The organism is Nocardioides psychrotolerans (assembly GCF_943371775.1).
Classification (GTDB): Bacteria; Actinomycetota; Actinomycetes; order Propionibacteriales; family Nocardioidaceae; genus Nocardioides; species Nocardioides psychrotolerans_A.
Genome location: NZ_CALRWD010000025.1, coordinates 16,973 through 36,477 on the forward strand (window position 1 = coordinate 16,973; position 19,505 = coordinate 36,477).

At 71.3% G+C, this 19,505-nt stretch carries 18 protein-coding genes; 10 read left to right on the forward strand and 8 right to left on the reverse strand.

Annotated elements, in window-relative coordinates; genetic code table 11:
• Positions 1-4 precede the first annotated feature (4 nt).
• Positions 5-922 (forward strand): aldo/keto reductase, encoded by a 918-nt coding sequence (locus AAG827_RS09410; RefSeq protein WP_341925665.1) that lies wholly within the window; start codon positions 5-7, stop codon positions 920-922.
• A 36-nt stretch (positions 923-958) separates the two neighbouring features.
• Here AAG827_RS09410 and AAG827_RS09415 read toward each other — a convergent pair whose 3' ends face one another.
• Genes AAG827_RS09415 through AAG827_RS09425 form a run of 3 tightly spaced genes read right to left on the reverse strand, consistent with a single transcriptional unit; the run spans position 959 to position 4,161 of the window.
• Positions 959-2,122, reverse strand: a complete 1,164-nt coding sequence (locus tag AAG827_RS09415) for a thiolase domain-containing protein (RefSeq protein ID WP_341925666.1) — start codon at positions 2,120-2,122, stop codon at positions 959-961.
• Complete coding sequence (locus AAG827_RS09420; RefSeq protein WP_341925667.1) at positions 2,122-3,189, reverse strand: thiolase domain-containing protein; 1,068 nt, start codon at positions 3,187-3,189, stop codon at positions 2,122-2,124. The genes AAG827_RS09415 and AAG827_RS09420 overlap by 1 nt, the downstream gene beginning before the upstream one ends.
• 9 nt (positions 3,190-3,198) lie before the next feature.
• Positions 3,199-4,161, reverse strand: coding sequence for an OB-fold domain-containing protein (locus tag AAG827_RS09425; protein WP_341925668.1), 963 nt, complete (start codon positions 4,159-4,161; stop codon positions 3,199-3,201).
• A gap of 58 nt (positions 4,162-4,219) precedes the next feature.
• Here AAG827_RS09425 and AAG827_RS09430 point away from each other — a divergent pair, with 58 nt between their 5' ends.
• The 6 genes from AAG827_RS09430 to fadD8 are packed head-to-tail and all read left to right on the forward strand — an operon-like array spanning position 4,220 to position 9,390.
• Positions 4,220-5,263 (forward strand): LLM class F420-dependent oxidoreductase, encoded by a 1,044-nt coding sequence (locus AAG827_RS09430; protein WP_341925669.1) that lies wholly within the window; start codon positions 4,220-4,222, stop codon positions 5,261-5,263.
• A 15-nt stretch (positions 5,264-5,278) separates the two neighbouring features.
• Positions 5,279-5,671, forward strand: coding sequence for a DUF2237 domain-containing protein (locus AAG827_RS09435; protein ID WP_341925670.1), 393 nt, complete (start codon positions 5,279-5,281; stop codon positions 5,669-5,671).
• Positions 5,672-5,700: 29 nt separating this feature from the next.
• Complete coding sequence (locus AAG827_RS09440; RefSeq protein ID WP_341925671.1) at positions 5,701-7,089, forward strand: NAD(P)-binding protein; 1,389 nt, start codon at positions 5,701-5,703, stop codon at positions 7,087-7,089.
• A gap of 51 nt (positions 7,090-7,140) precedes the next feature.
• Positions 7,141-7,452 carry a hypothetical protein gene (locus AAG827_RS09445; RefSeq protein ID WP_309650563.1) on the forward strand — a complete coding sequence of 104 codons (312 nt, stop codon included), beginning with the start codon at positions 7,141-7,143 and terminating at the stop codon, positions 7,450-7,452.
• Positions 7,449-7,742 carry a hypothetical protein gene (locus AAG827_RS09450; RefSeq protein WP_341925672.1) on the forward strand — a complete coding sequence of 98 codons (294 nt, stop codon included), beginning with the start codon at positions 7,449-7,451 and terminating at the stop codon, positions 7,740-7,742. The genes AAG827_RS09445 and AAG827_RS09450 overlap by 4 nt, the downstream gene beginning before the upstream one ends.
• 55 nt (positions 7,743-7,797) lie before the next feature.
• The gene (gene fadD8, locus AAG827_RS09455) at positions 7,798-9,390 is read left to right on the forward strand and encodes a fatty-acid--CoA ligase FadD8 (RefSeq protein ID WP_341925675.1); all 1,593 of its coding nucleotides are present in this window, start codon (positions 7,798-7,800) and stop codon (positions 9,388-9,390) included.
• 15 nt (positions 9,391-9,405) lie between these two features.
• Here the strand turns inward: fadD8 and AAG827_RS09460 are convergent, their stop codons facing one another.
• Both AAG827_RS09460 and AAG827_RS09465 read right to left on the reverse strand, forming a co-directional pair.
• Entirely contained in the window at positions 9,406-10,116 is a 711-nt protein-coding gene (locus AAG827_RS09460; protein ID WP_341925677.1) for a hypothetical protein, read from the reverse strand.
• A gap of 49 nt (positions 10,117-10,165) precedes the next feature.
• Positions 10,166-10,987, reverse strand: a complete 822-nt coding sequence (locus AAG827_RS09465; protein WP_341925678.1) for a crotonase/enoyl-CoA hydratase family protein — start codon at positions 10,985-10,987, stop codon at positions 10,166-10,168.
• Between the two features lie 45 nt (positions 10,988-11,032).
• Between AAG827_RS09465 and AAG827_RS09470 the strand changes: the two genes are divergently transcribed.
• The 3 genes from AAG827_RS09470 to AAG827_RS09480 are packed head-to-tail and all read left to right on the forward strand — an operon-like array spanning position 11,033 to position 15,308.
• On the forward strand, positions 11,033-12,679 hold the full coding sequence (locus AAG827_RS09470; protein ID WP_341925679.1) for an acyl-CoA synthetase: 1,647 nt from the start codon (positions 11,033-11,035) through the stop codon (positions 12,677-12,679).
• On the forward strand, positions 12,679-13,788 hold the full coding sequence (locus tag AAG827_RS09475) for a nitronate monooxygenase family protein (protein ID WP_341925680.1): 1,110 nt from the start codon (positions 12,679-12,681) through the stop codon (positions 13,786-13,788). The genes AAG827_RS09470 and AAG827_RS09475 overlap by 1 nt, the downstream gene beginning before the upstream one ends.
• Positions 13,789-13,826: 38 nt before the next feature.
• Positions 13,827-15,308 (forward strand): hypothetical protein, encoded by a 1,482-nt coding sequence (locus AAG827_RS09480; RefSeq protein ID WP_341925681.1) that lies wholly within the window; start codon positions 13,827-13,829, stop codon positions 15,306-15,308.
• A gap of 1 nt (position 15,309) precedes the next feature.
• Here the strand turns inward: AAG827_RS09480 and AAG827_RS09485 are convergent, their stop codons facing one another.
• The 3 genes from AAG827_RS09485 to AAG827_RS09495 form a co-directional block, all read right to left on the reverse strand.
• Positions 15,310-16,398, reverse strand: coding sequence for a glycoside hydrolase family 6 protein (locus AAG827_RS09485; RefSeq protein ID WP_341925683.1), 1,089 nt, complete (start codon positions 16,396-16,398; stop codon positions 15,310-15,312).
• 377 nt (positions 16,399-16,775) lie between these two features.
• Complete coding sequence (locus tag AAG827_RS09490) at positions 16,776-18,347, reverse strand: AMP-binding protein (protein WP_341925684.1); 1,572 nt, start codon at positions 18,345-18,347, stop codon at positions 16,776-16,778.
• A 34-nt stretch (positions 18,348-18,381) separates the two neighbouring features.
• Positions 18,382-19,485: an acyl-CoA dehydrogenase family protein gene (locus AAG827_RS09495; RefSeq protein WP_341925685.1), complete on the reverse strand. Its 1,104-nt coding sequence runs from the start codon at positions 19,483-19,485 to the stop codon at positions 18,382-18,384.
• Positions 19,486-19,505 lie beyond the last annotated feature (20 nt).

Consider the following 19,505-nt stretch of genomic DNA (forward strand, 5'->3'; position numbering starts at 1 on the left):
CGGCATGCACCTGGCTCTCGGCACGATGTACTTCGGCACCCGCACCGACGAGGCCACGTCGTTCGCGCTGCTCGACCGCTTCGTCGAAGCCGGCGGGCGGATCCTCGACACGGCCGACTGCTATGCCTTCTGGCAGTCCCCGGACGGCCACGGCGGGCAGAGCGAGGCCGTCCTCGGCCGGTGGTTGGCCGCCAACCCGGGGCTCCGTGACGAGCTCGTCATCGCCACCAAGGTCGGCGTCGAGCCCACGGACACCGGCGGGACCGAGGGGCTCTCGGCGGCGGTCATCGCGCGAGCCGTCCAGCAGAGCCGCGAGCGACTGGGGGTCGACGTGATCGACCTCTACTGGGCGCACGGCGAGGACCGGTCGGTCGAGCTCGCGGAGACGGTCGCGGCGCTCGGGGCGCTGGTCGCCGAGGGCGCCGTACGCCGACTCGGGGTGTCCAACCACCCCACCTGGCGCGTCGAGCAGGCCCGCCGGCTCGCTGCCGACCAGGGTGTCGAGCCCTTCACGGCGCTCCAGCTCACGACGTCCTACGTCGAGCCCCGCCCGTTCTCCTCGGTCCCCGGCAAGGACCACCGCTTCGGCTTCGTCTCGGAGGAGACCATCGACTACCTGCAGACCCACGCGGAGGTGGACCTGTGGGTCTACAGCCCGCTGGTCCAGGGCTCGTTCGACCGCGCCGACCGGCCGTTCCCGGAGGAGTACGACCACCCGGGCACCACCGCACGGCTCGCGGCCCTCCGCACGGTCGCGGAGCGCAAGGGCGTGGCCCCCTCGCAGGTGGTGCTGGCGCAGCTCGGCACCTGGAGCGTCCCGATCGTCGGCGTGAGCAGCGTCGAGCAGCTCGACTCCGCCCTGGCCGCCGCCGACCTGGTGCTCGACGACGACGACCTCGCGGACCTCGACGTCCGCCGCTGAGGTCGCTGTCGCCGAGGTCGCTGCCGCTGGGCGGACTCAGCTGGTCGGCTTGTCGGCCCCGACGACCCACATCGCGAAGAACTGCGAGCCGCCGCCGTAGGCGTGGCCCAGCGCCTTGCGGGCGCCGTCGATCTGGTGCTCCCCGGCCGCGCCGCGCACCTGGAGCGCCGCCTCGCCGAAGCGGAGCATGCCCGAGGCGCCGATCGGGTTGGACGAGAGCACGCCGCCGGAGCAGTTGACCGGGATCCGGCCGGTCATCGCGGTCTCGCCCGACTCGGTCAGCTTCCAGCCGCCGCCCTCCTCGGCGAAGCCCAGCGACTCCAGCCACATGGGCTCGAACCACGAGAACGGCACGTAGATCTCGGCCATGTCGATCTCGTCGATCGGGCTGGTGATGCCGGCCTGCTTCCACAGGTAGGCAGCGGCGTCGCGCGACGCCTGCGGGTTGACCTGGTCGCGCTCGGCGGCCGAGGTCGACTCCGAGCGCATGACCGTGCCGTGGATCCAGGCCGGGTTGGGTGACGCGGCCGCGGTGTCCTCGTCCACGATGACCAGCGCGCAGGCGCCGTCGGAGGACGGGCAGGTCTCGTCGTAGCGGATCGGGTCCCAGAGCATCGTCGAGGCCAGCACCGACTCCACGGTGGTGCCCTCGTTGTGCAGGTGGGCGTAGGGGTTCTTCAGCGCGTTGTTGCGGTCCTTGGCGGCCACGATCGCGCCGACGTGGGTCGGTGCGCCGGAGCGACGGATGTAGGAGCGCACGTGCGGCGCGAAGTAGCCGCCCGCGCCGGCGTGCACCGGCATGTTGAACGGCAGTGGCACCGACAGCGCCCACATGGCGTTGGACTCCGACTGCTTCTCGTAGGCCACGGTCAGCACCCGCTTGTGCACGCCCGACTGCACGAGGGAGGCCGCCACGATCGCGGTCGAGCCACCCACCGAGCCGGCCGTGTGCACGCGCAGCAGCGGCTTGCCGGCCGCACCGAGCGACTCGGCGAGGAACAGCTCGGGCATCATCACGCCCTCGAAGAGGTCGGGCGCCTTGCCCACGACGATCGCGTCGATGTCGTCGAGCGTCATGTTGGCGTCGAGGAGTGCACGGTCGATCGCCTCGCGGCACAGACCCGCCATCGACAGGTCGTCGCGCTTGGCGCGGTGGTGGGTCTGGCCGATGCCGACGACGGCTGCAGGCTGCTTGCCCATCAGGCTCCGCCCTTTCCGGTGCTGGATTCGAGGACACACAGCAGGTTCTGCTGCAGGGCGGCGCCGGAGGTCGCGTGGGCGACGCCCTTGGCGACCTCGCCCGACCAGATCCGCGCCGCGGCCTCGCCGATGCGGATGCCGCCGCCGGAGAACATCGGGTTGCTGGTCAGCGCTCCGCCCGACGGGTTGATGCGTACGTCGTCGGCCAGGCCGAGCTCGCGGCGCAGGATCAGCTCCTGGTGGCTGAACGGCGCGTGCAGCTCGGCCAGCTCGACGCCGTCGAGGTCGACGGCGGCCGCGGCGTTGGCCGCGCTGGGGGAGCGGGTCAGGTCGCGGTTGGAGATCGACGAGGCGTCGATGAAGTGGGACAGCCCGCTGATCCAGGCCGGGTTGTCCCGCACCTCGCGGGCCTTGTCGCCGGCAGCGAGCACGAGGGCTGCCGCACCGTCGGTGACCGGTGAGCAGTCGTGCTTGCGCAACGGGTCGGCGTACATCGGACGGGCGAGGAGGTCCTCGACCGAGGAGCCGCCCTTGCGGATCGCGTGCTCGTTCTTCTCGGCGTCGGTGAGTGAGCGCTGCGCGACCTCGGCCATCGCGCGCTCGTCCCAGAGGCCGGCGTCCATGCCGGCGCGCGCCTGGAGGCCGGCGAGCGACACGGTGTCGGGCCACAGCGGCGTCATCGTGTAGGGGTCGAGCTGCAGGGCGAGCGTGCGGCGCAGGACGCCCGCGGAGCTCTTGCCGAAGGCGTAGACCACGGCGGTGTCGACCTCGCCGGTCTGGATCTTGATCCAGGCCTCGTACATCGCCCACGCCAGGTCCATCTCGACGTGCGACTCGTTGACCGGTGGGGTCACGCCGATCGCGTCGACCGCCTGGACGAACGAGAACGAGCGGCCCGCGAGGTAGTCGGAGGACCCCGAGCACCAGAACCCCACGTCGCGGCGGGTCCACCCGGTCTGCTCGTAGATCTCGGCCAGGATCGGGACCAGCATCTCCACGCAGGTCGGTGACCCGTCGAAGTCCGGCATCTGTCGCTGGGCGAACCCGACGACGGCAACGTCTCTCATATTCGTGTCCTAGAGGTGGCGCTTGTAGGTGTCGTAGTCCGCGTCCGGGTCGCCGGTGGGCGCGAAGTGGTCGATGTTCTCCAGGGAGTAGGCCCACTCCTCGCGCGGCTTCCAGACCGCCTTGACGCGCATGCCCATCCGGACCTCGTCGGCGGGGACGCCGAGGATCAGGTGGAGCAGGGCGATGTCGGCGCCGTCGAGGAGCACGTAGGCCGAGACGTAGGGCGGGGTGATCTTCTGGCCGAGGAACGGCACGTTGACGATGCAGAACGTCGTGATCGTGCCCTCCCCGGTGAGCTCGATCTCGCCCTCGGTCGGGGTGCCGTCGGTCGGGCAGGCGCTGCGCGGCGGCACGTAGACCTTCTCGCAGGTCGGGCAGCGCTGGCCGAGGATCCGGCCCTCGTCGAGCCCGCGGTAGAACGTCGACTCCTCCGGCGAGGCGGCGTAGACGTAGTCGAGCGACACCGGCGTGACGACCCCCGTCACGAGGTGGTCCTCGAGGAGACCGCCGCCGGCCGGGCGGGCGGACGCCTCGTCCGCGAGCGGCTCGAAGCAGGCGATGTCGTTGATGTGACCGACGCGCTCGGCGGCCCAGCGCACCTGGACCCGCATGCCGGTGCTGATCTCCTCGGGCGAGGCGACGTCGACCGCGTGGAAGAGCGGGCGCGTGGCGCCGTCGAGGGTCACGAGGGCGAAGGCGAAGGGCCGGTCGAAGGGCTGTCCGGCCACCGGCTCGGGCACCCAGGTCCAGGAGGTGATGGTCCCGACGGGGGAGACCTCGACGAAGTCGGTGGTCTGCGCGTGCGTCACCGGGTCGTACTCCAGCGGGGGTACGACGACCTCGCCGGCCGACGTACGGCCTGCGACGAGCACGCCGTCACGCAGCCCCGTCAGGAAGCGGCCGAGCACGGGCCCGGTGGATCTGGTGTAGTCGAACGCGACCGTCACGGGCGCTGACAAGGTACGGCTCATGGGTCGAAAGTGAAACACGTTCTAGATTTCACGGCAAGCGTTCTGCGAGGGTGTCCCCATGAAACTTGGTCTTCAGCTGGGCTACTGGGGCGCACAGCCGCCGACCGGCACCGCGGAGCTCGTCGCGGCTGCCGAGCAGGCGGGCTTCGACGCCATCTTCACCGCCGAGGCGTGGGGCTCCGACGCGTTCACTCCTCTGGCCTGGTGGGGGCGCGAGACCTCCCGGGTGCGCCTGGGCACCTCGATCGTGCAGATGTCCGGACGCGCCCCCACGTCGATCGCGATGCACGCGCTGACGCTCGACCACCTCAGCGGTGGCCGGGTCGTGCTGGGCATGGGCGTGAGCGGTCCGCAGGTCGTGGAGGGGTGGTACGGCCAGCCCTTCTCCAAGCCGCTCGCCCGCACCCGCGAGGTCGTCGACATCATCCGCCAGGTCCTCGCCCGCGAGGACAAGGTCACCAACGCCGGCCCCCACTACCCCCTGCCCTACGAGGGTCCGGGTGCCACCGGGCTGGGCAAGCCGCTCAAGCCGATCGTGCACCCGTTGCGCTCCGACATCCCGATCTGGCTCGGCGCCGAGGGCCCCAAGAACGTCGCGCAGACCGCCGAGATCGCCGACGGCTGGATCCCGATCTTCTACACGCCCAAGTCGGCCGGCATGTACCAGCCGTGGCTCGACGAGGGCTTCGCCCGCGAGGGCGCCCGCCGCACCCGCGCCGACTTCGAGATCGCGGCCACCTGCCACGTCCAGGTGGTCGCCGACGCCGCCGAGAAGCAGGCCGTCATCGACGGCATGAAGCCCGTCGTCGCGCTCTACATGGGCGGCATGGGCGCCAAGGAGCAGAACTTCCACAAGATGGTCTTCGAGCGGATGGGCTACGGCGACACCGCCGACCGCGTCCAGGAGCTCTTCCTCGGCGGGAAGAAGGACGAGGCGACCGCCCTCATCCCCGACGAGCTCGTCGACGACATGCACATCATCGGCACGGCCGGTGAGGTCAAGGAGCGCGCCGCGCAGTGGGAGGAGACCGGTGTGACGACCCTGCTGCTGTCGTGCCGTTCCGCCGCCGAGGTGCATGCCATCGCGGAGATCCTGGCCTAGCCCTAGGCTGGCGGCGTGGTCGAGCGCAACGTCCTGGGTGGCGAGCTGGAGGAGTGCGGCACGGAGCCGATGACGGGCTTCTTCCGCGACGGGTGCTGCAACACGGGCCCCGAGGACCAGGGCAGCCACACCATCTGCGCCGTGGCGACGGTGGAGTTCCTCGAGCACCAGCGCAGCATCGGCAACGACCTGTCGACCCCGATGCCGCTCTACCGGTTCCCCGGTCTCCAGCCCGGCGACCGCTGGTGCGTCACCGCCGTCAACTGGGCGCGCGCCCACGCCGAGGGCGTGGCCGCTCCCGTCGTGCTGGCCGCCACCAACGAGGCGGTCCTCCGTCTGGTGCCTCTCGCGACGCTCCAGCAGCACGCGGTCGACGTGCCGGAGGACCTCAGCGGCTTCGACCTCTAGCCACGTCGGGGACATGGTTGAGTTAGTCCATGAAGAAGATGGTGGATGTCGACTACCTCGTGATCGGGGCCGGCGCGAGCGGCATGGCCTTCACCGACGCCCTGATCGACCACGCCGACGTCCGCGTCGCGCTGGTCGACCGGCGTGAGGCGGTGGGTGGGCACTGGCGCGGGGCCTACCCGTTCGTCCGCCTGCACCAGGCGTCCTCGTTCTACGGCGTGGCGTCCACGGTGCTCGGCGGCGGCCGGATCCAGCAGGACGGGCCGGAGGCGGGGCTGCACCAGCGCGCCGACCAGGCCGAGATCTGCGGCTACTACGACGACGTCCTCGCCACCCGCATGGTCGGCCCCGGCCGTGTCGAGGTGTTCACGGGGTGCGACTACACCGCCGGTCGCGGCTTCGTCTCCCTCGAGACCGGCGAGTGCTTCGAGGTGCCCGCGCACTGCCGTGTCGTGGACGCGCGCTACCTCGCCCCCGAGATCCCGGCCGAGACGCCGCCGCGCTTCGAGGTCGGCGACGGCGCCCGCGTCATCCCCGTCAACGACCTGGTCGGGTGGCAGGAGTCGCCCAGCCAGCACGTCGTGGTCGGCTCCGGCAAGACCGCCACCGACGCGGTCGTCTGGCTGCTGGGTCGGGGCGTCGACCCCGACGCGATCTGCTGGGTGCGACCACGCGACCCGTGGATGCTCAACCGCGCGCTGGTCCAGCCCGACCCCGCGGTCTACCTCGGCATGGTCGCCGAGATGATGCGCCTCGCCGCCGACGCGGAGACGCTGGACGGGCTGTTCCTCGAGCTGGAGGACGCCGGGATCATGCTGCGCATCGACCGCTCGACCACCCCGTCGATGGCCAAGGCGCCGACGTTGGGGGCGTGGGAGCTCGACCTGCTCCGCACGGTCGAGGACGTCGTACGACGGGGGCACGTGCGCAGCGTGCGTCGTGGTCGCCTCGAGCTGGCCGACGGGTCCGTGGCGATCGCCGAGGACGCCCTGGTCGTCAACTGCGCGGCCGACGGGCTGAAGAACCCGACCCGGCTGCCGATCTGGTCGCCCGAGGCGATCACCCTGCAGCCGATCCGGGCCGGCTTCCCGTGCTTCGGTGCGGCGCTGGCGGGCTACGTCGAGGCGACGCGCGACGACGACACGGAGAAGAACCGGCTCTGCCCGCCGTCGTCCTACGGCAACTCCCTCGTCGACTGGGCGCGGATGAACGTCCTGGGCATGCGGGCCTCCGCGGCCTTCGGTGCGGAGCCGGACATCAAGGCCTGGTCGAACGCGGTCGCCCTCAACCCGGCCCGCGTCGCGCCGGACCACCCCGGCTCCGCCACGCTCGACGACGCGCGCGCTGCCCTGGCGGAGCACACCGGTCCCGGACTGGCTCGCCTGGCCCGGCTCGGTGGCCTCGAGGCTCCCGCGTAGGCTCGCGACCTCCGACAGCGCCCGAGGGCAGCATCGAGAAGGAGCGGCGACATGGTGGCGAGCAGGTCCGCGCGCGAGCGCAAGGCCCGGTCCGAGGCGGGGCCGCTGGCGACCGTGCGGATCGACGTCGACGGCAGTCAGCAGTTCGTCTACAAGATCAGCTGCACCGAGTGCGTGGCCAAGGCGCCGGCGAAGTGGTCGGCCTACCGGGCCGGCGAGGACAACGGCTACATGGCCGCGATGGACCGCTGGACCTTCCACCTGGTCGAGAAGCACCCCGGAGCCGAGGCTCCCTGCCTCGACTACCTCGACGCCGCCCAGCAGCGACTGCACGAGCGGCGCGAGGGTGCCGCCGACGCGTGAGCGGCGAGCCCGAGCGCACCGATGACGGGCGCTACCTGGTCATCGACGGCCGCAGGTGGCGGGCCACCGACCCGGCCATCCCGGAGGCGCGACGTCAGGAGCTGACCGACATCCTGATGGCCTGGCGCCGCGACGTGCGCCGCACCCGAGGCACCGACGAGGAGCGCACCTCCCGAGACGGCGTCCAGGCGGCGAAGGTCGCCCTCGGTGAGCGCGGTCAGCCGCCCTGGTGGGAGCAGACCGACGCCGAGCGGCGCGAGCGGTGGAGCGTCGACGTGCCTCGACCCTGAGGTCGGGGCGGACGGGTCGTTGCCCATTCCTAGAACACGTTCTAGTGTGCTCCGCGTGACCGACACCGACACGATGCGCACCGGCACCCACAACGGCAACCTGATGGTGGCGGCGCTGAAGCGCCACCGCGACAAGGACGTCATGTACCTCGGCGACACCACGCTCAAGGGCGGGGAGGTCGCCGACCAGATGAGCCGCTACGTGCAGGCCTTCGAGGCGCTGGGAGCGGGCACGGGCACGTCGGCGGCGCTGCTGGCGCTCAACCGGCCCGAGGTGCTCTTCATCCTGGGCGCCGGTCAGACGCAGGGCTTCCGACGCACGTCGCTGCACCCGCTCGGCTCGGCCGACGACCACGCCTACGTCATCGACGACGCCGGCATCACGACGCTGATCATCGACCCCTACTTCACCGAGCGGGCGCTCGCGCTCCTGGAGAAGTGCCCGGGCCTGACCCAGGTGCTGACGATCGGACCCGTGCCCGACGAGCTCGCCCACATCGGCACCGACCTCGTCGCCGCCGCCGCGTCGTACGACGCCGTGCCCCTGACCGCCAAGGTCCTGCCGCCCGACCACATCGTCTCGATCACCTACACCGGCGGCACGACCGGCAAGCCCAAGGGCGTCATCGGCACGTCGGCGGCGATGGCGACGATGACCCAGGTGCAGCTCGCCGAGTGGGAGTGGCCGGAGAACCCGCGCTTCCTGATGTGCACGCCGCTGTCGCACGCGGGTGCGGCGTTCTTCGTGCCCACGGTGATCAAGGGCGGGTCGCTCTACGTGCTCTCGCGCTTCGATCCCGCAGAGGTGCTGCGCACGATCGAGGAGCAGCGGATCACCGCGACCATGCTGGTGCCCTCGATGCTCTACGCCCTCATGGACCACCCCGACTCGCACACCCGCGACCTGTCGTCGCTGGAGACCGTCTACTACGGCGCCTCGGCGATCAACCCGGTGCGGCTCAAGGAGGCGATCGACCGCTTCGGGCCGATCTTCGCGCAGTACTACGGCCAGTCCGAGGCGCCGATGGTGATCACCTACCTGGCGAAGGAGGACCACGTGGGCGGAGGCGACGCGCGGCTGTCCTCCTGCGGTCGCCCGAGCGCGTTCATCCGCACGGCCCTGCTCGGCGAGGACGGCGAGCCGGTGCCCGTGGGGGAGCCGGGGGAGATCTGCGTGTCGGGGTCGCTCCTCGCCGGTGGCTACTGGAACCTGCCGGACGAGACCGCCGAGACGTTCCGCGACGGCTGGATGCACACCGGGGACGTGGCGCGCGAGGACGAGGACGGCTTCTGGTACATCGTCGACCGCACCAAGGACATGATCGTCACCGGCGGCTTCAACGTCTTCCCGCGCGAGGTCGAGGACGTCGTCGCCGAGCACCCGGCGATCGCCCAGGTCGGCGTGATCGGGACACCGGACGAGAAGTGGGGCGAGGCGGTCACCGCGATCGTCGTGCTCCGGCCGGGCGCCGAGCTCACCGACGAGGTCGACGCGGAGATCAAGCAGATGGTCAAGGACCGCAAGGGCGCGGTGCAGGCCCCCAAGCAGATCATCGCGACCGACGCGCTGCCGCTGACCGGTCTGGGCAAGCCCGACAAGAAGGCCCTGCGTGCGACCTACTGGACCGGGGAGCGCGCGGTCGGCTGACGCTGGCGCGGGGCGTCAGACCGGCCCGCGGAGCCGCTGCCACACGACCTCGGGGACGTGGGCGAGGACCGCGTCCATGACCGCCAGTGTGGCGTCGACCTGGATCGGCGCGTGGGTCCCGCGGTTGACGACCACCATCGAGTCGCCCTCGAAGCGCCAGCTCAGCGCCGGCCACTGCAGCAGCAGCTGGACCATCTGCGGGTGCAGGACGTCGATGGCGAAGCGCGGGTCGTCGCTGGTGACGGTGAAGGCGTGGTCGAAGGCCGGCGACCCGAGCTGGATGTCGCGGTTGGTGAGCCGACCGAAGAAGCGACCGATGGTCCCCTCGGGCGAGACGGCCAGCGCGGGGACCCGCACGCCGAGGTTGAGCGCGACCACCGCATAGCTGTGCGTGGTCGTGCTGCGGTCCTCCCCGGTGCCGCTGCTGGTCGTGTAGTGGTAGTCGAAGGCCAACATCGCCCGACCGGCGTGCCGGCCGTAGAGACAGTTGCTCGCCCGGCGACCCGACCCCGTGCCGAAGGGCGAGCCGTGGAAGCGGTCGACCAGGCTGGGGTCGGCCTCGCGGTAGGTCCACTCACGGGCCGCGGCGAAGCCGGCCAGCGCCTCGCGTCGCTCGCGGGCCTGACGGATGCCGACGCGGACGAGCACCACCGCCAAGACGATGAAGCCGACGACGAACAGGACGAAGAACAAGGCGAAGCCGCCACCGAGAAGAGCCGAGGACACGGCGGCAGGCTATGCCAGGACCGGCGTACGCCGGGCCCTCCGCCGCGCGTCAGGTGTTGGTGAAGCGGGGGGCGCGCTTCTCCGCGAAGGCCCGCGGGCCCTCCTTCGCGTCGTTGGAGGCGAAGACGGCGGCGCCGACGCGGGCGTCGTCCTTCCAGCAGTCGTCCTCGTGCTTGCCCTCGGAGTCGCGCATCGTCCGGAGGATCGCCTGGACCGCGATCGGTCCGTTGGCGGCGATCAGGTCCGCGATCTCGTGGGCCTTCTCCAGCGCCGTGCCGTCGGGGACGACGTGGCCGATCAGGCCGACCTCCTTGGCCTCGGGCGCCTTCATCTGGCGTCCGGTCAGCAGCAGCTCGGCGGCCACGGTGTAGGGCATCTGCCGGATCAGCCGCACGGCCGAGCCCCCCATCGGGTAGAGGCTCCATCGCGCCTCGGCCACCCCGAAGCGCGCCGACTCGCCGGCGACGCGGATGTCGGTGCCCTGGAGGATCTCGGTGCCGCCGGCGATCGCCGGGCCCTCGACCGCCGCGATGAGCGGCTTGGTCAGCCGGAAGCCCTTGAGCAGTCCCTTGATGACCGACGGGTCGTACTCACCGGACTCGAAGCTCTCCGAGGGCGGCTTCTTCGACATCGACTTGAGGTCCGCGCCGGCGCAGAAGTAGCCACCCGCGCCGGTGAGGATGCAGACCCGGATCGAGTCGTCGGAGTTCACCCGGTCCCACGCGTCGCTCATGATCTGGAGCATCTCGCCGGAGAGCGCGTTGCGCGACGCCGGGCGGTTCATCGTCACCACGAGCTTGTGGCCGACCTGCTCGACGAGGCAGTGGGGCTCTTCGGGAGAGACATCAGGGGAGGCATCGGTGCTGGTCATGGCGAGAGGCTAGCGAAAAACAAGAACGTGTTCTAGTCTCGCGGCGTGGCCCACAACATCGCTGACCTCTTCGAACACGCCGTCGACGCCGCGCCCGGGAAGCCGGCCCTGAAGGTGGGGGACCGCACGGTCACCTACGCCGAGCTGGAGCGCGACGCCAACCGTCTCGCGCACTACCTCCAGGCGCAGGGCGTCCAGCCGGGCGACCACGTCGCCGTCTACGCCAAGAACAGCGTGGAGCATGTCGTCGCCGTGCTGGCGGTCGTCAAGATCCGCGCCGTCAACATCAACGTCAACTACCGCTACGTCGAGGGAGAGCTCAACTACCTCTTCGACAACGCCGACGTCGTCGCGCTGATCCACGAGCGCAGCTATGCCCCGCTGGTGGCCGCCTGCGCGCCCAAGCACGAGAAGCTGAAGACCTTCGTCGTCCTCCCCGACATCCTCGAGCCCGACAGCCAGGCCGACGTGTCGTCGTACGGCGGGGTGCTGCTGGCCGACGCCGTCGCCGACCAGGGCGACGAGCGCGACTTCGGCCCGCGCAGCAACGACGACCTGCACATCATCTACACCGGCGGCACGACCGGCTTCCCCAAGGGCGTCATGTGGCGCCACGAGGACTTCTGGCGGGTGCTCGGCGGCGGCATCGACTTCTACACCGGCGAGCCGCTCTCCGAGATGGACCAGTCGGAGCAGGCCAAGCTCGACGGTCGCATGACGACCTTCCCGCTCAGCCCGCTGATGCACGGCGGCGCCCAGGCCGGGCTCCTGATGCACCTCTTCGCCGGTCACCTGACGGTGCTCGAGCCGAAGTTCGACGCGCAGCGCACCTGGGAGATCATCGAGCGCGAGGGCGTCCAGCTGATCTTCATGACCGGCGACGCGATGGCCCGCCCGCTGATCGAGGAGTTCGAGCGCAAGGCCGAGACCGGCACGCCCTACGACGGATCGAGCCTCTTCGCGATCTCCAGCAGTGCGGCGATCTTCAGCCCGCCGGTGAAGAAGCGGTGGATGGCCGCCTTCCCCAACTCGATCTTCACCGACTCCGTCGGTGCCTCGGAGACCGGCTTCCAGGGCATGGGCATGCAGGACAAGGACTCGATCAGCAGCGACGGCCCCGTCGTCGGGCTGGGCCCGGCCAGCGTCGTCATCGGCGACGACGGCCACGTGCTCGACCTGGCGACCAACGTCGGCAAGATCGGTCGGCTCGGTCGGGGCGGCTCGGTGCCCGTGGGCTACTACAAGGACCCGGAGAAGTCGGCCAAGACGTTCCTCCAGATCGACGGTGAGCGCTACTCCGTGCCCGGCGACTTCGCGCGCATCGAGACCGACGGCCGGGTGACCCTGCTGGGTCGCGGCTCCAACTGCATCAACACCGGCGGCGAGAAGGTCTACCCCGAGGAGGTCGAGATGGCGATCAAGGGCCACCCCGACGTCTACGACTGCCTCGTGGTCGGGCTGCCCGACGAGAAGTACGGCCAGACCGTGGCCGCCGTCGTCCAGCCCCGGGAGGGCCACGACGTCACGCTCGAGTCCCTGCGCGAGTTCCTCCGCGGGTCGCTCTCGGGCTACAAGCTGCCGCGAGCGCTGACGATCGTCCACGAGATCCCGCGCAACGCCACCGGCAAGGCGCAGTACCCCAAGGCCAAGGAGCTGGCGCTCGCCGGCCAGACCGCAGGAGCAGGTGCCTGATGCGTAGCCCGCTGTGTGATGCCTTCGGCATCGAGTACCCGATCTTCGCCTTCACCCCCTCCGAGCACGTCGCGGCCGCGGTCTCGCGCGCCGGCGGTCTCGGGGTGCTCGGCTGCGTGCGGTTCAACGACACCGAGGAGCTCGAGCGGGTCCTGACCTGGCTCGACGACAACACCGACGGCAAGCCCTACGGCGTCGACATCGTGATGCCGATGAAGATCCCGACCGAGGGCACCTCGATCGACCTCAAGGCGATGATCCCCGACGAGCACATCTCGTTCGTGGAGCGCACCCTGCTCCAGCTCGGCGTTCCCCCGCTGCCCGAGGGTGAGGGTCGCGACGGCGTGCTCGGCTGGCTGCACTCGATCGCCCGCTCGCACCTCGACGTCGCGCTCCAGCACCGGCCGGTCTTCATCGCCAACGCCCTGGGCTCGCCGCCCAAGGACGTCATCGACAAGTGCCACGAGCACGGCATCAAGATCGGTGCGCTCGCGGGTGCTGCCAAGCACGCGCTCAGCCACGTCGAGAACGGCGTGGACATCATCATCGCCCAGGGCTACGAGGCCGGCGGGCACACCGGTGAGGTCGCCAGCATGGTGCTGACCCCCGACGTCGTCGACGCGGTCGGGCCCGACGTGCCCGTCCTCGGGGCGGGAGGCATCGGCTCCGGTCGCCAGATCGCCGCCTCGATGGCCCTCGGCGCGCAGGGCGTGTGGATGGGCTCGCTGTGGCTCGGCACCGAGGAGTACCGCGGCATGGGCAACAACAACAGCGAGGCCTGGGAGACCGCCTTCACGCGAGCCACCAGCAGCGACACCGTGCGCACCCGCGTCTACACCGGCAAGCCGGCCCGCCTGCTCAAGACCAAGTGGACCGAGGCCTGGGCCGAGGACGGCGCACCCTCGCCGCTGCCGATGCCCCTGCAGAACCTGCTGGTCGCCGAGGCGCACAACAGGATCAGTGCCGCCAACGACCCCGACGTCATCTCGATGCCCGTGGGGCAGATCGTCGGGCGGATGAACGAGGTGCGGCCCGTCGCCGAGGTGATGGCCGACCTGGTCAACGAGTTCGAGGAGACCGTCCGCAAGCTGGACAAGATCTCCGGGTGACATGACGCCGAGTTCGGTGGCTCGTTGAGGTGGTCATGGTGACGACCGACACAACCACTCCCGCCGCGACGCCCGCCCGCGCCACCGCCGTACGACGGCTGCTCGTCGCTGCCGTCAGCCTCGCCGCCTGCTTCTCGGGGCTGTCGGTCGCGGGGCTGCTGAGCGCGGAGTCGTCGACCTTCCCGCCGAGCGTCCCGGAGGCGACCTGCGGGCCCGGTGCCCGCCCGGAGACCGACGTCCAGGGCCGCGTGCCCACCCGCGACTACGACAACGGTCGCTTCCGCCGGGGTTACCAGTGCAACACCCGCCAGGTCGCCCACGAGGGCGCGACCGGTGGCTTCAAGGTGCTGCGCTACACCGACAGGACCGGACGCACCTGCGCCTACTACGACTCCACCCGGCTCTTCCCGCTCGACGCGCCCTTCCAGGTGCAGTCGGGCTTCGGGGTGATCGTGCTCGACATGACCGACCCGGCCAAGCCCCGTCGCACGGCGACGCTGACGTCGCCGGCGATGCTGAGCCCCCACGAGTCGCTGCTGATCAACGACCGCCGCGGCCTGATGGGCGCCGTCCTCGGCAACGCCGCGACCAACGCCGGCATCCTCGACCTCTACGACGTGCGCACCGACTGCCGGCGCCCGCGCCTGCTGTCCTCCACCCCGGCCGCGGTGCTGGGCCACGAGAGCGGCTGGTCGCCCGACGGCAAGACGTTCTACGCCTCCAGCACGGTGGGTCAGACGCTGGTCGCGATCGACGTCTCCGACCCGACCCTGCCCCGGCCCGTCTTCACCCAGCTCGGGGTCAACTTCCACGGGATGCGCCTCTCGCCGGACGGCCGCACGATGTATGCCGCCAACATCGGCAACGACGTCTCCGACGGCACCTTCCCCGGCCAGGGCCTGCGCATCATCGACGTCAGCGAGATCCAGGACCGCGAGCCCAACCCCTCGATCACCGTGCTCTCCGACCTGGTGTGGCGCGAGGCGTCCATCCCGCAGGTGTCCCAGCCGTTCCGACGTGGCAAGCGCGACTACCTGCTGCAGGTCGACGAGTTCGCCAACTTCGGACTCACCGACTTCGCCGGTGCCGAGGTCGGTGCCGCGCGCATCATCGACGTCACCGACCCGCGCCGGCCGGTCGTCGTCTCCAACCTGCGCCTCGCCGTCCACCAGCCGGCCGCGCGCCGCAGGGCCTTCAACGACCCGGGGGCCAGCAGCCCCGTGGGTGGCTACGCGGGGCACTACTGCTCCGCGCCCTACCAGCAGGACCCGAAGGTCGTCGCGTGCTCGATGATCGGCTCGGGGCTCCGCATCTTCGACATCCGCGACCTGAAGCACCCGCGCGAGCTGGGCTACTTCAACCAGCCCGTCCAGAGCTCGATCCCGATCAAGACCGGCGCCAACGCCCTGTCGCAGCCGGCGTGGGACGTCAAGCGCCGTTCGGTCTGGTACACCGACGGCAACTCCGGCTTCTACGTCGTCAAGCTGACCAACGGCACCGGGCGGCTGCTCCAGCGCTGAGTCACTGGTAGGGCGTCGTGCGGGCGACCGCGAGCGCACGCCCGAGGTCGAACGGCTGGCTCTGCTGGTGCAGCCAGGGTCGCCCGGTCCAGACGAATCCGTCCACGTGCTCGGCGGCGAGCGCCCGCACCCTGCTCGACAGGCCCCACGCGGCGGTGGTGACGTCGGCGGTCGGCGGGATGCCGAGCGTCACGCAGCGTCGGCCTGTCGGGGTGCGGCACGTCGCGGCGTCGTCGAAGGGTTGGCCCAGCGGGCGGGCCTCCCACTGCGCGTGGGTGAAGGGACGACCGTTCTGCGTGGTGTCGACGACGAAGTGCTTGCCCGGGAGACCCCGGTCGGCCAACCCCGCGACCACCTCGGCGCCGTAGGTGATCTGCGACGACGTCGCGTCGTAGTGCGTCGTGTTGAGCGCGAAGCCGCGCACGTGCTCGACCCCCAGGTCGACGAGGAGCTGCACGGCGTCGTCGACGCGGAGCCAGTCGGCCGCACCCGCGTCGAGGTAGACGTGGGTGTGGGGGAGCGCGGCGAACGTGCGTGCCGCCCAGGCGACCATGCGCGCCGGGACCTTGGACCCGCCGGGTGCGCACCGGGCGAACGGCCCGTCCGGCTGCAGCACCATGAACGTGTGGGTGTCGCCCAGGGCGCCCGCGAAGCGGGTGATCCAACGGCGATAGCTGGCCTTCTCGACCTTCGTCGGCAGCCGGGTGCAGGCCTCCTGCTCCCACGGCATCATCCGGAAGACCGTCATCGGCACCAGCACCTCGGGATCGCCCCCGGTCGCCGACGCCACGTAGTCGCGCACCTTGCGCGCGATCTCGTCGTCGCCGATCCAGTCGCCGAACCATTTGCTCTTCGGCTGCAGGGCGATCTTGGCTAGCAGCCCCTTGCGCTGCCCGACGGCCCGCACGTAGGGCTCCCACGACAGCTCGGCCTTGCCGCGGTAGACGCCCCAGGTCCGGCCCGCGAGCGGGTTGTCCGTCGTGACGGGCGCGGCCGTGGTCGCGGCGACGTTCGTGCCCACCGTCATGCTCGGGGCGACCGCGGCCAGGGCAGCCAGCAGGATCACGAGGAGACTCAGGCGGCGCGGCACGCGACCAAGGTAAAGAACTCACCCGGGTCCGCGCATGGGTCGATCGGGTGATGTCGCGTGGTCATCACCGACCCGTCGCCCACACCGTCGGTCGAGCCGCCTCCTCGGTGGTCGAGCCGCGAGGGCCGCCAGGCCCGAGGGTGTCGAGACCCGGTGAGCCGCCTGCGCGTGCGATGCCGAGCGGCGGTGACCCACGGGCGATGCAGCCCCTCCGCCACCGCCCACAGCTCACCGCCCACCCGGACGCTCGCGTGCGATGCCGAGCGGCGGTGACCCACGGGCGATGCAGCCCTCCGCCACCACTCACCGCCCACCCGCCCACCCGGACTACGCAGAGAGGCGGTGCCCCGCGGGCTGCCGAGGAGCCGCCTGCGACCTCAGCCCACGACGTACGACGTGCTCCGGGCGGTGCGCGTCCAGACGACGTCGCCGTCGGCCGTGGCGCCCTGCGCGGAGAGCTGTCGCTTGAGGACCTTGTTGGTGGCGGTGCGCGGGAGCGCGTCGACGATCCGGACGTAGCGCGGCCATGCCTTGGGGGACAGGTCCTCCTGTGCGGACAGGAACGCCTCGAGGTCGGCCGGCGAGAGCGGGGCGAGCAGGTCGACCGCGGCCATGACCTGGTCTCCCACGGACTCGTCGGGGACGGCGTAGACCGCGGCCTCCGAGATCGCCGGGTGGCGCAGCAGGATCCGCTCGATCGGGGCGGCGCCGAGGTTCTCCCCGTCGACGCGCAGCCAGTCGGCGGTGCGACCGGCGAAGTAGACGAAGCCGTCGGCGTCGCGGTAGGCGAGGTCGCCGGACCAGTACATCCCGGCCCGCATCCGCTCGGCCTCGGCGTCGGGGTCCTTGTAGTAGCCCGAGAACGCGCCGGCGCCCTGGGTGTTGACCAGCTCGCCGGTCGCCTCCTCGGCGTTGAGCAGCTCACCGCTGGGCCCGAACACGGCGTCGACCGTCTCCGCCATCGTGTCCGCGTGCAGCACCTTGACCCCGTCGAGCGGCATGCCGAGGCTGCCAGGCGGCATCTCGGGCACGCGCTGCACGACCACGGCGTTCTCGGTCGAGGAGTAGGAGTCGACCACCACGCAGCCGAAGCGTTTGCCGAAGGCCTCGATGTCGCGGTCGTTGGCCTCATTGCCGAAGACGACCTGGAGCGGGTTGTCGGCGTCGTCGGGCTGCTCGGGCGTGCCCATGATGTAGGTCAGCGGCTTGCCGACGTAGTTGGCGTAGGTGGCGCCGTAGCGGCGCACGTCGGCCAGGAAGCCCGAGGCGCTGAAGCGGGGGGCCAGCGCGATCGTCGTGCCCGACGCGAGCGCCGGGCCCCAGCCGGCCATGATCGCGTTGGAGTGGAACATCGGCATCGAGAGGTAGGCGGTGTGCTCCGGGCCCAGGCCGAACCGGTCGGAGAGGAAGAGACCGGGGAAGGCGATCTTGACCTGCGTGACGTTGACGGCCTTGGGGTTGCCCGACGTGCCCGAGGTGAAGATCAGCATCATCAGCGTCTCCATCCCGACCTCGACGTCGGGGACCGGCGCCCCGGCGTGCGCGGCGAGCAGCCCCGCCCACTCCGCGGAGTCGACCCGCAGCACCGGGACGGTCACGTCCTCGAGCAGCCCGGCGTAGGACTCGTCGGTGACGACGACCTGGCAGTCGGAGCGACGGACGTCGTCGGCGAGGGCCGGGCCGCGACGGGTCGTGTTGAGCCCGACGACGACCTGACCGCCGAGGGCCGCCCCGCCGAGCAGGAACGCGAACTCCGGGGTGTTGTCGAGCAGCACGCCGACGTGCGGTGGCGCGTCGGCACTCAGCAGCGACGCCATGAGCGCAGACCGCACGCAGGACTCCTGGACCACCTCGTCCCAGGTCCAGGAGTCGTCCCCGGAGAGCAGCCCCGGGTGGGTCTCCCCGCGTCGTGCCAGCAGCTGGTTGCGGACCGTGATGTCGTCGCTCATGTCTCCCTCAAGACGCGTCGGCGGGTGGTGCGGGTCAGACCGGCTCGGACGCGAGGACCTTGCCGATGGCCAGGGCCTGCTCCGTCGCCCCGCCGAAGAGGAACTCGAAGCGCTTGGCGGTCGTGAAGTAGCGGTGCGCCTCCCCGTCGAGGTCGATGCCGACCCCGCCGTGCACGTGCACCGTCGTGTGCGCGAGACGGTGTCCCGCGTCGGCCGCCCAGAGCTTGGCCGTGGCGACCTCGACCTCGGCCGGCAACCCCTCGGCGAGGCGCCAGGCGGCGTGCCAGAGCGTCAGCCGCTGGCCGAGCACGTCGATGTAGCCGTCGGCGAGGCGCTGCGAGACCGCCTGGAAGGTGCCGATCGGGCGCCCGAACTGCTCGCGCACCTTGGCGTACGACGCCGTCAGGGCCAACGCACCCTGCGTGACGCCCAGCTGCTCGGCGACCGAGCACACGGTGAGCAGCTGGCCGAGACGCTGCGCGGCCTCGCCGTCCGCCGTCCCGAGCAGGTCGGCGGGGGCCGAGGCCAGGTCGACGCGGGCGACGACGTCGCCGTCGCTGGTGCGCTGCTCGACCCGCTCGACACCCGCGGCGGTGGCGTCCACGAGGAACACCCCGACGCCGTCGGGCGTGGTGGCCGTGACCAGCAGCAGGTCGGCGACCGTGCCGGCCCGGACGATCGCCTTGGAGCCCGACAGCGCCCAGCCGTCAGCGCCCGATGCGGCGGTCACGGTCGGCCGGACGGGCAGGTGCGTGCGCTCCTCGGCGACGGCGGCGGTCAGGACGCTGGTGCCGGAGGCGGCGCCGGGCAGCCAGGCCGACTGCTGCGCGTCGGTGCCGAGCTCGGCGAGCAGCAGGGCGGCGGCGCCGTGGACCGCGAGCGGCACAGGCGCGACGGTGCGGCCGACCTCGACCAGCACGCGGCACAGCTCGACCAGGCCGAGCCCGGCCCCGCCGTGCTGCTCGGGGACGGCGAGCGACAGCAGCCCCGCCGAGGCCAGGTCGGCCCACAGGTCGCGGTCGAAGCGGTCGCCGGCGGCCTCGACGGCCTTGAGGCGGTCGGTGCCGGTCTTGTCGGTGAGGATCTCGGCGGCCAGGGCCGCGGCCTCGTCCTGCTCGGGGGTGAAGGTGAAGTCCATCAGGGTGCCTTTCGGGTCAC

Coding starts and splice junctions, on each gene's coding strand:
- AAG827_RS09410 (WP_341925665.1), top strand. CDS start 5: ATGCACCTGGCTCTCGGCACGATGTACTTCGGCACCCGCACCGACGAG.
- AAG827_RS09415 (WP_341925666.1), bottom strand. CDS start 2,122: ATGGGCAAGCAGCCTGCAGCCGTCGTCGGCATCGGCCAGACCCACCAC.
- AAG827_RS09420 (WP_341925667.1), bottom strand. CDS start 3,189: ATGAGAGACGTTGCCGTCGTCGGGTTCGCCCAGCGACAGATGCCGGAC.
- AAG827_RS09425 (WP_341925668.1), bottom strand. CDS start 4,161: ATGAGCCGTACCTTGTCAGCGCCCGTGACGGTCGCGTTCGACTACACC.
- AAG827_RS09430 (WP_341925669.1), top strand. CDS start 4,220: ATGAAACTTGGTCTTCAGCTGGGCTACTGGGGCGCACAGCCGCCGACC.
- AAG827_RS09440 (WP_341925671.1), top strand. CDS start 5,701: ATGAAGAAGATGGTGGATGTCGACTACCTCGTGATCGGGGCCGGCGCG.
- AAG827_RS09445 (WP_309650563.1), top strand. CDS start 7,141: ATGGTGGCGAGCAGGTCCGCGCGCGAGCGCAAGGCCCGGTCCGAGGCG.
- AAG827_RS09465 (WP_341925678.1), bottom strand. CDS start 10,987: ATGACCAGCACCGATGCCTCCCCTGATGTCTCTCCCGAAGAGCCCCAC.
- AAG827_RS09475 (WP_341925680.1), top strand. CDS start 12,679: ATGCGTAGCCCGCTGTGTGATGCCTTCGGCATCGAGTACCCGATCTTC.
- AAG827_RS09490 (WP_341925684.1), bottom strand. CDS start 18,347: ATGAGCGACGACATCACGGTCCGCAACCAGCTGCTGGCACGACGCGGG.
- AAG827_RS09495 (WP_341925685.1), bottom strand. CDS start 19,485: ATGGACTTCACCTTCACCCCCGAGCAGGACGAGGCCGCGGCCCTGGCC.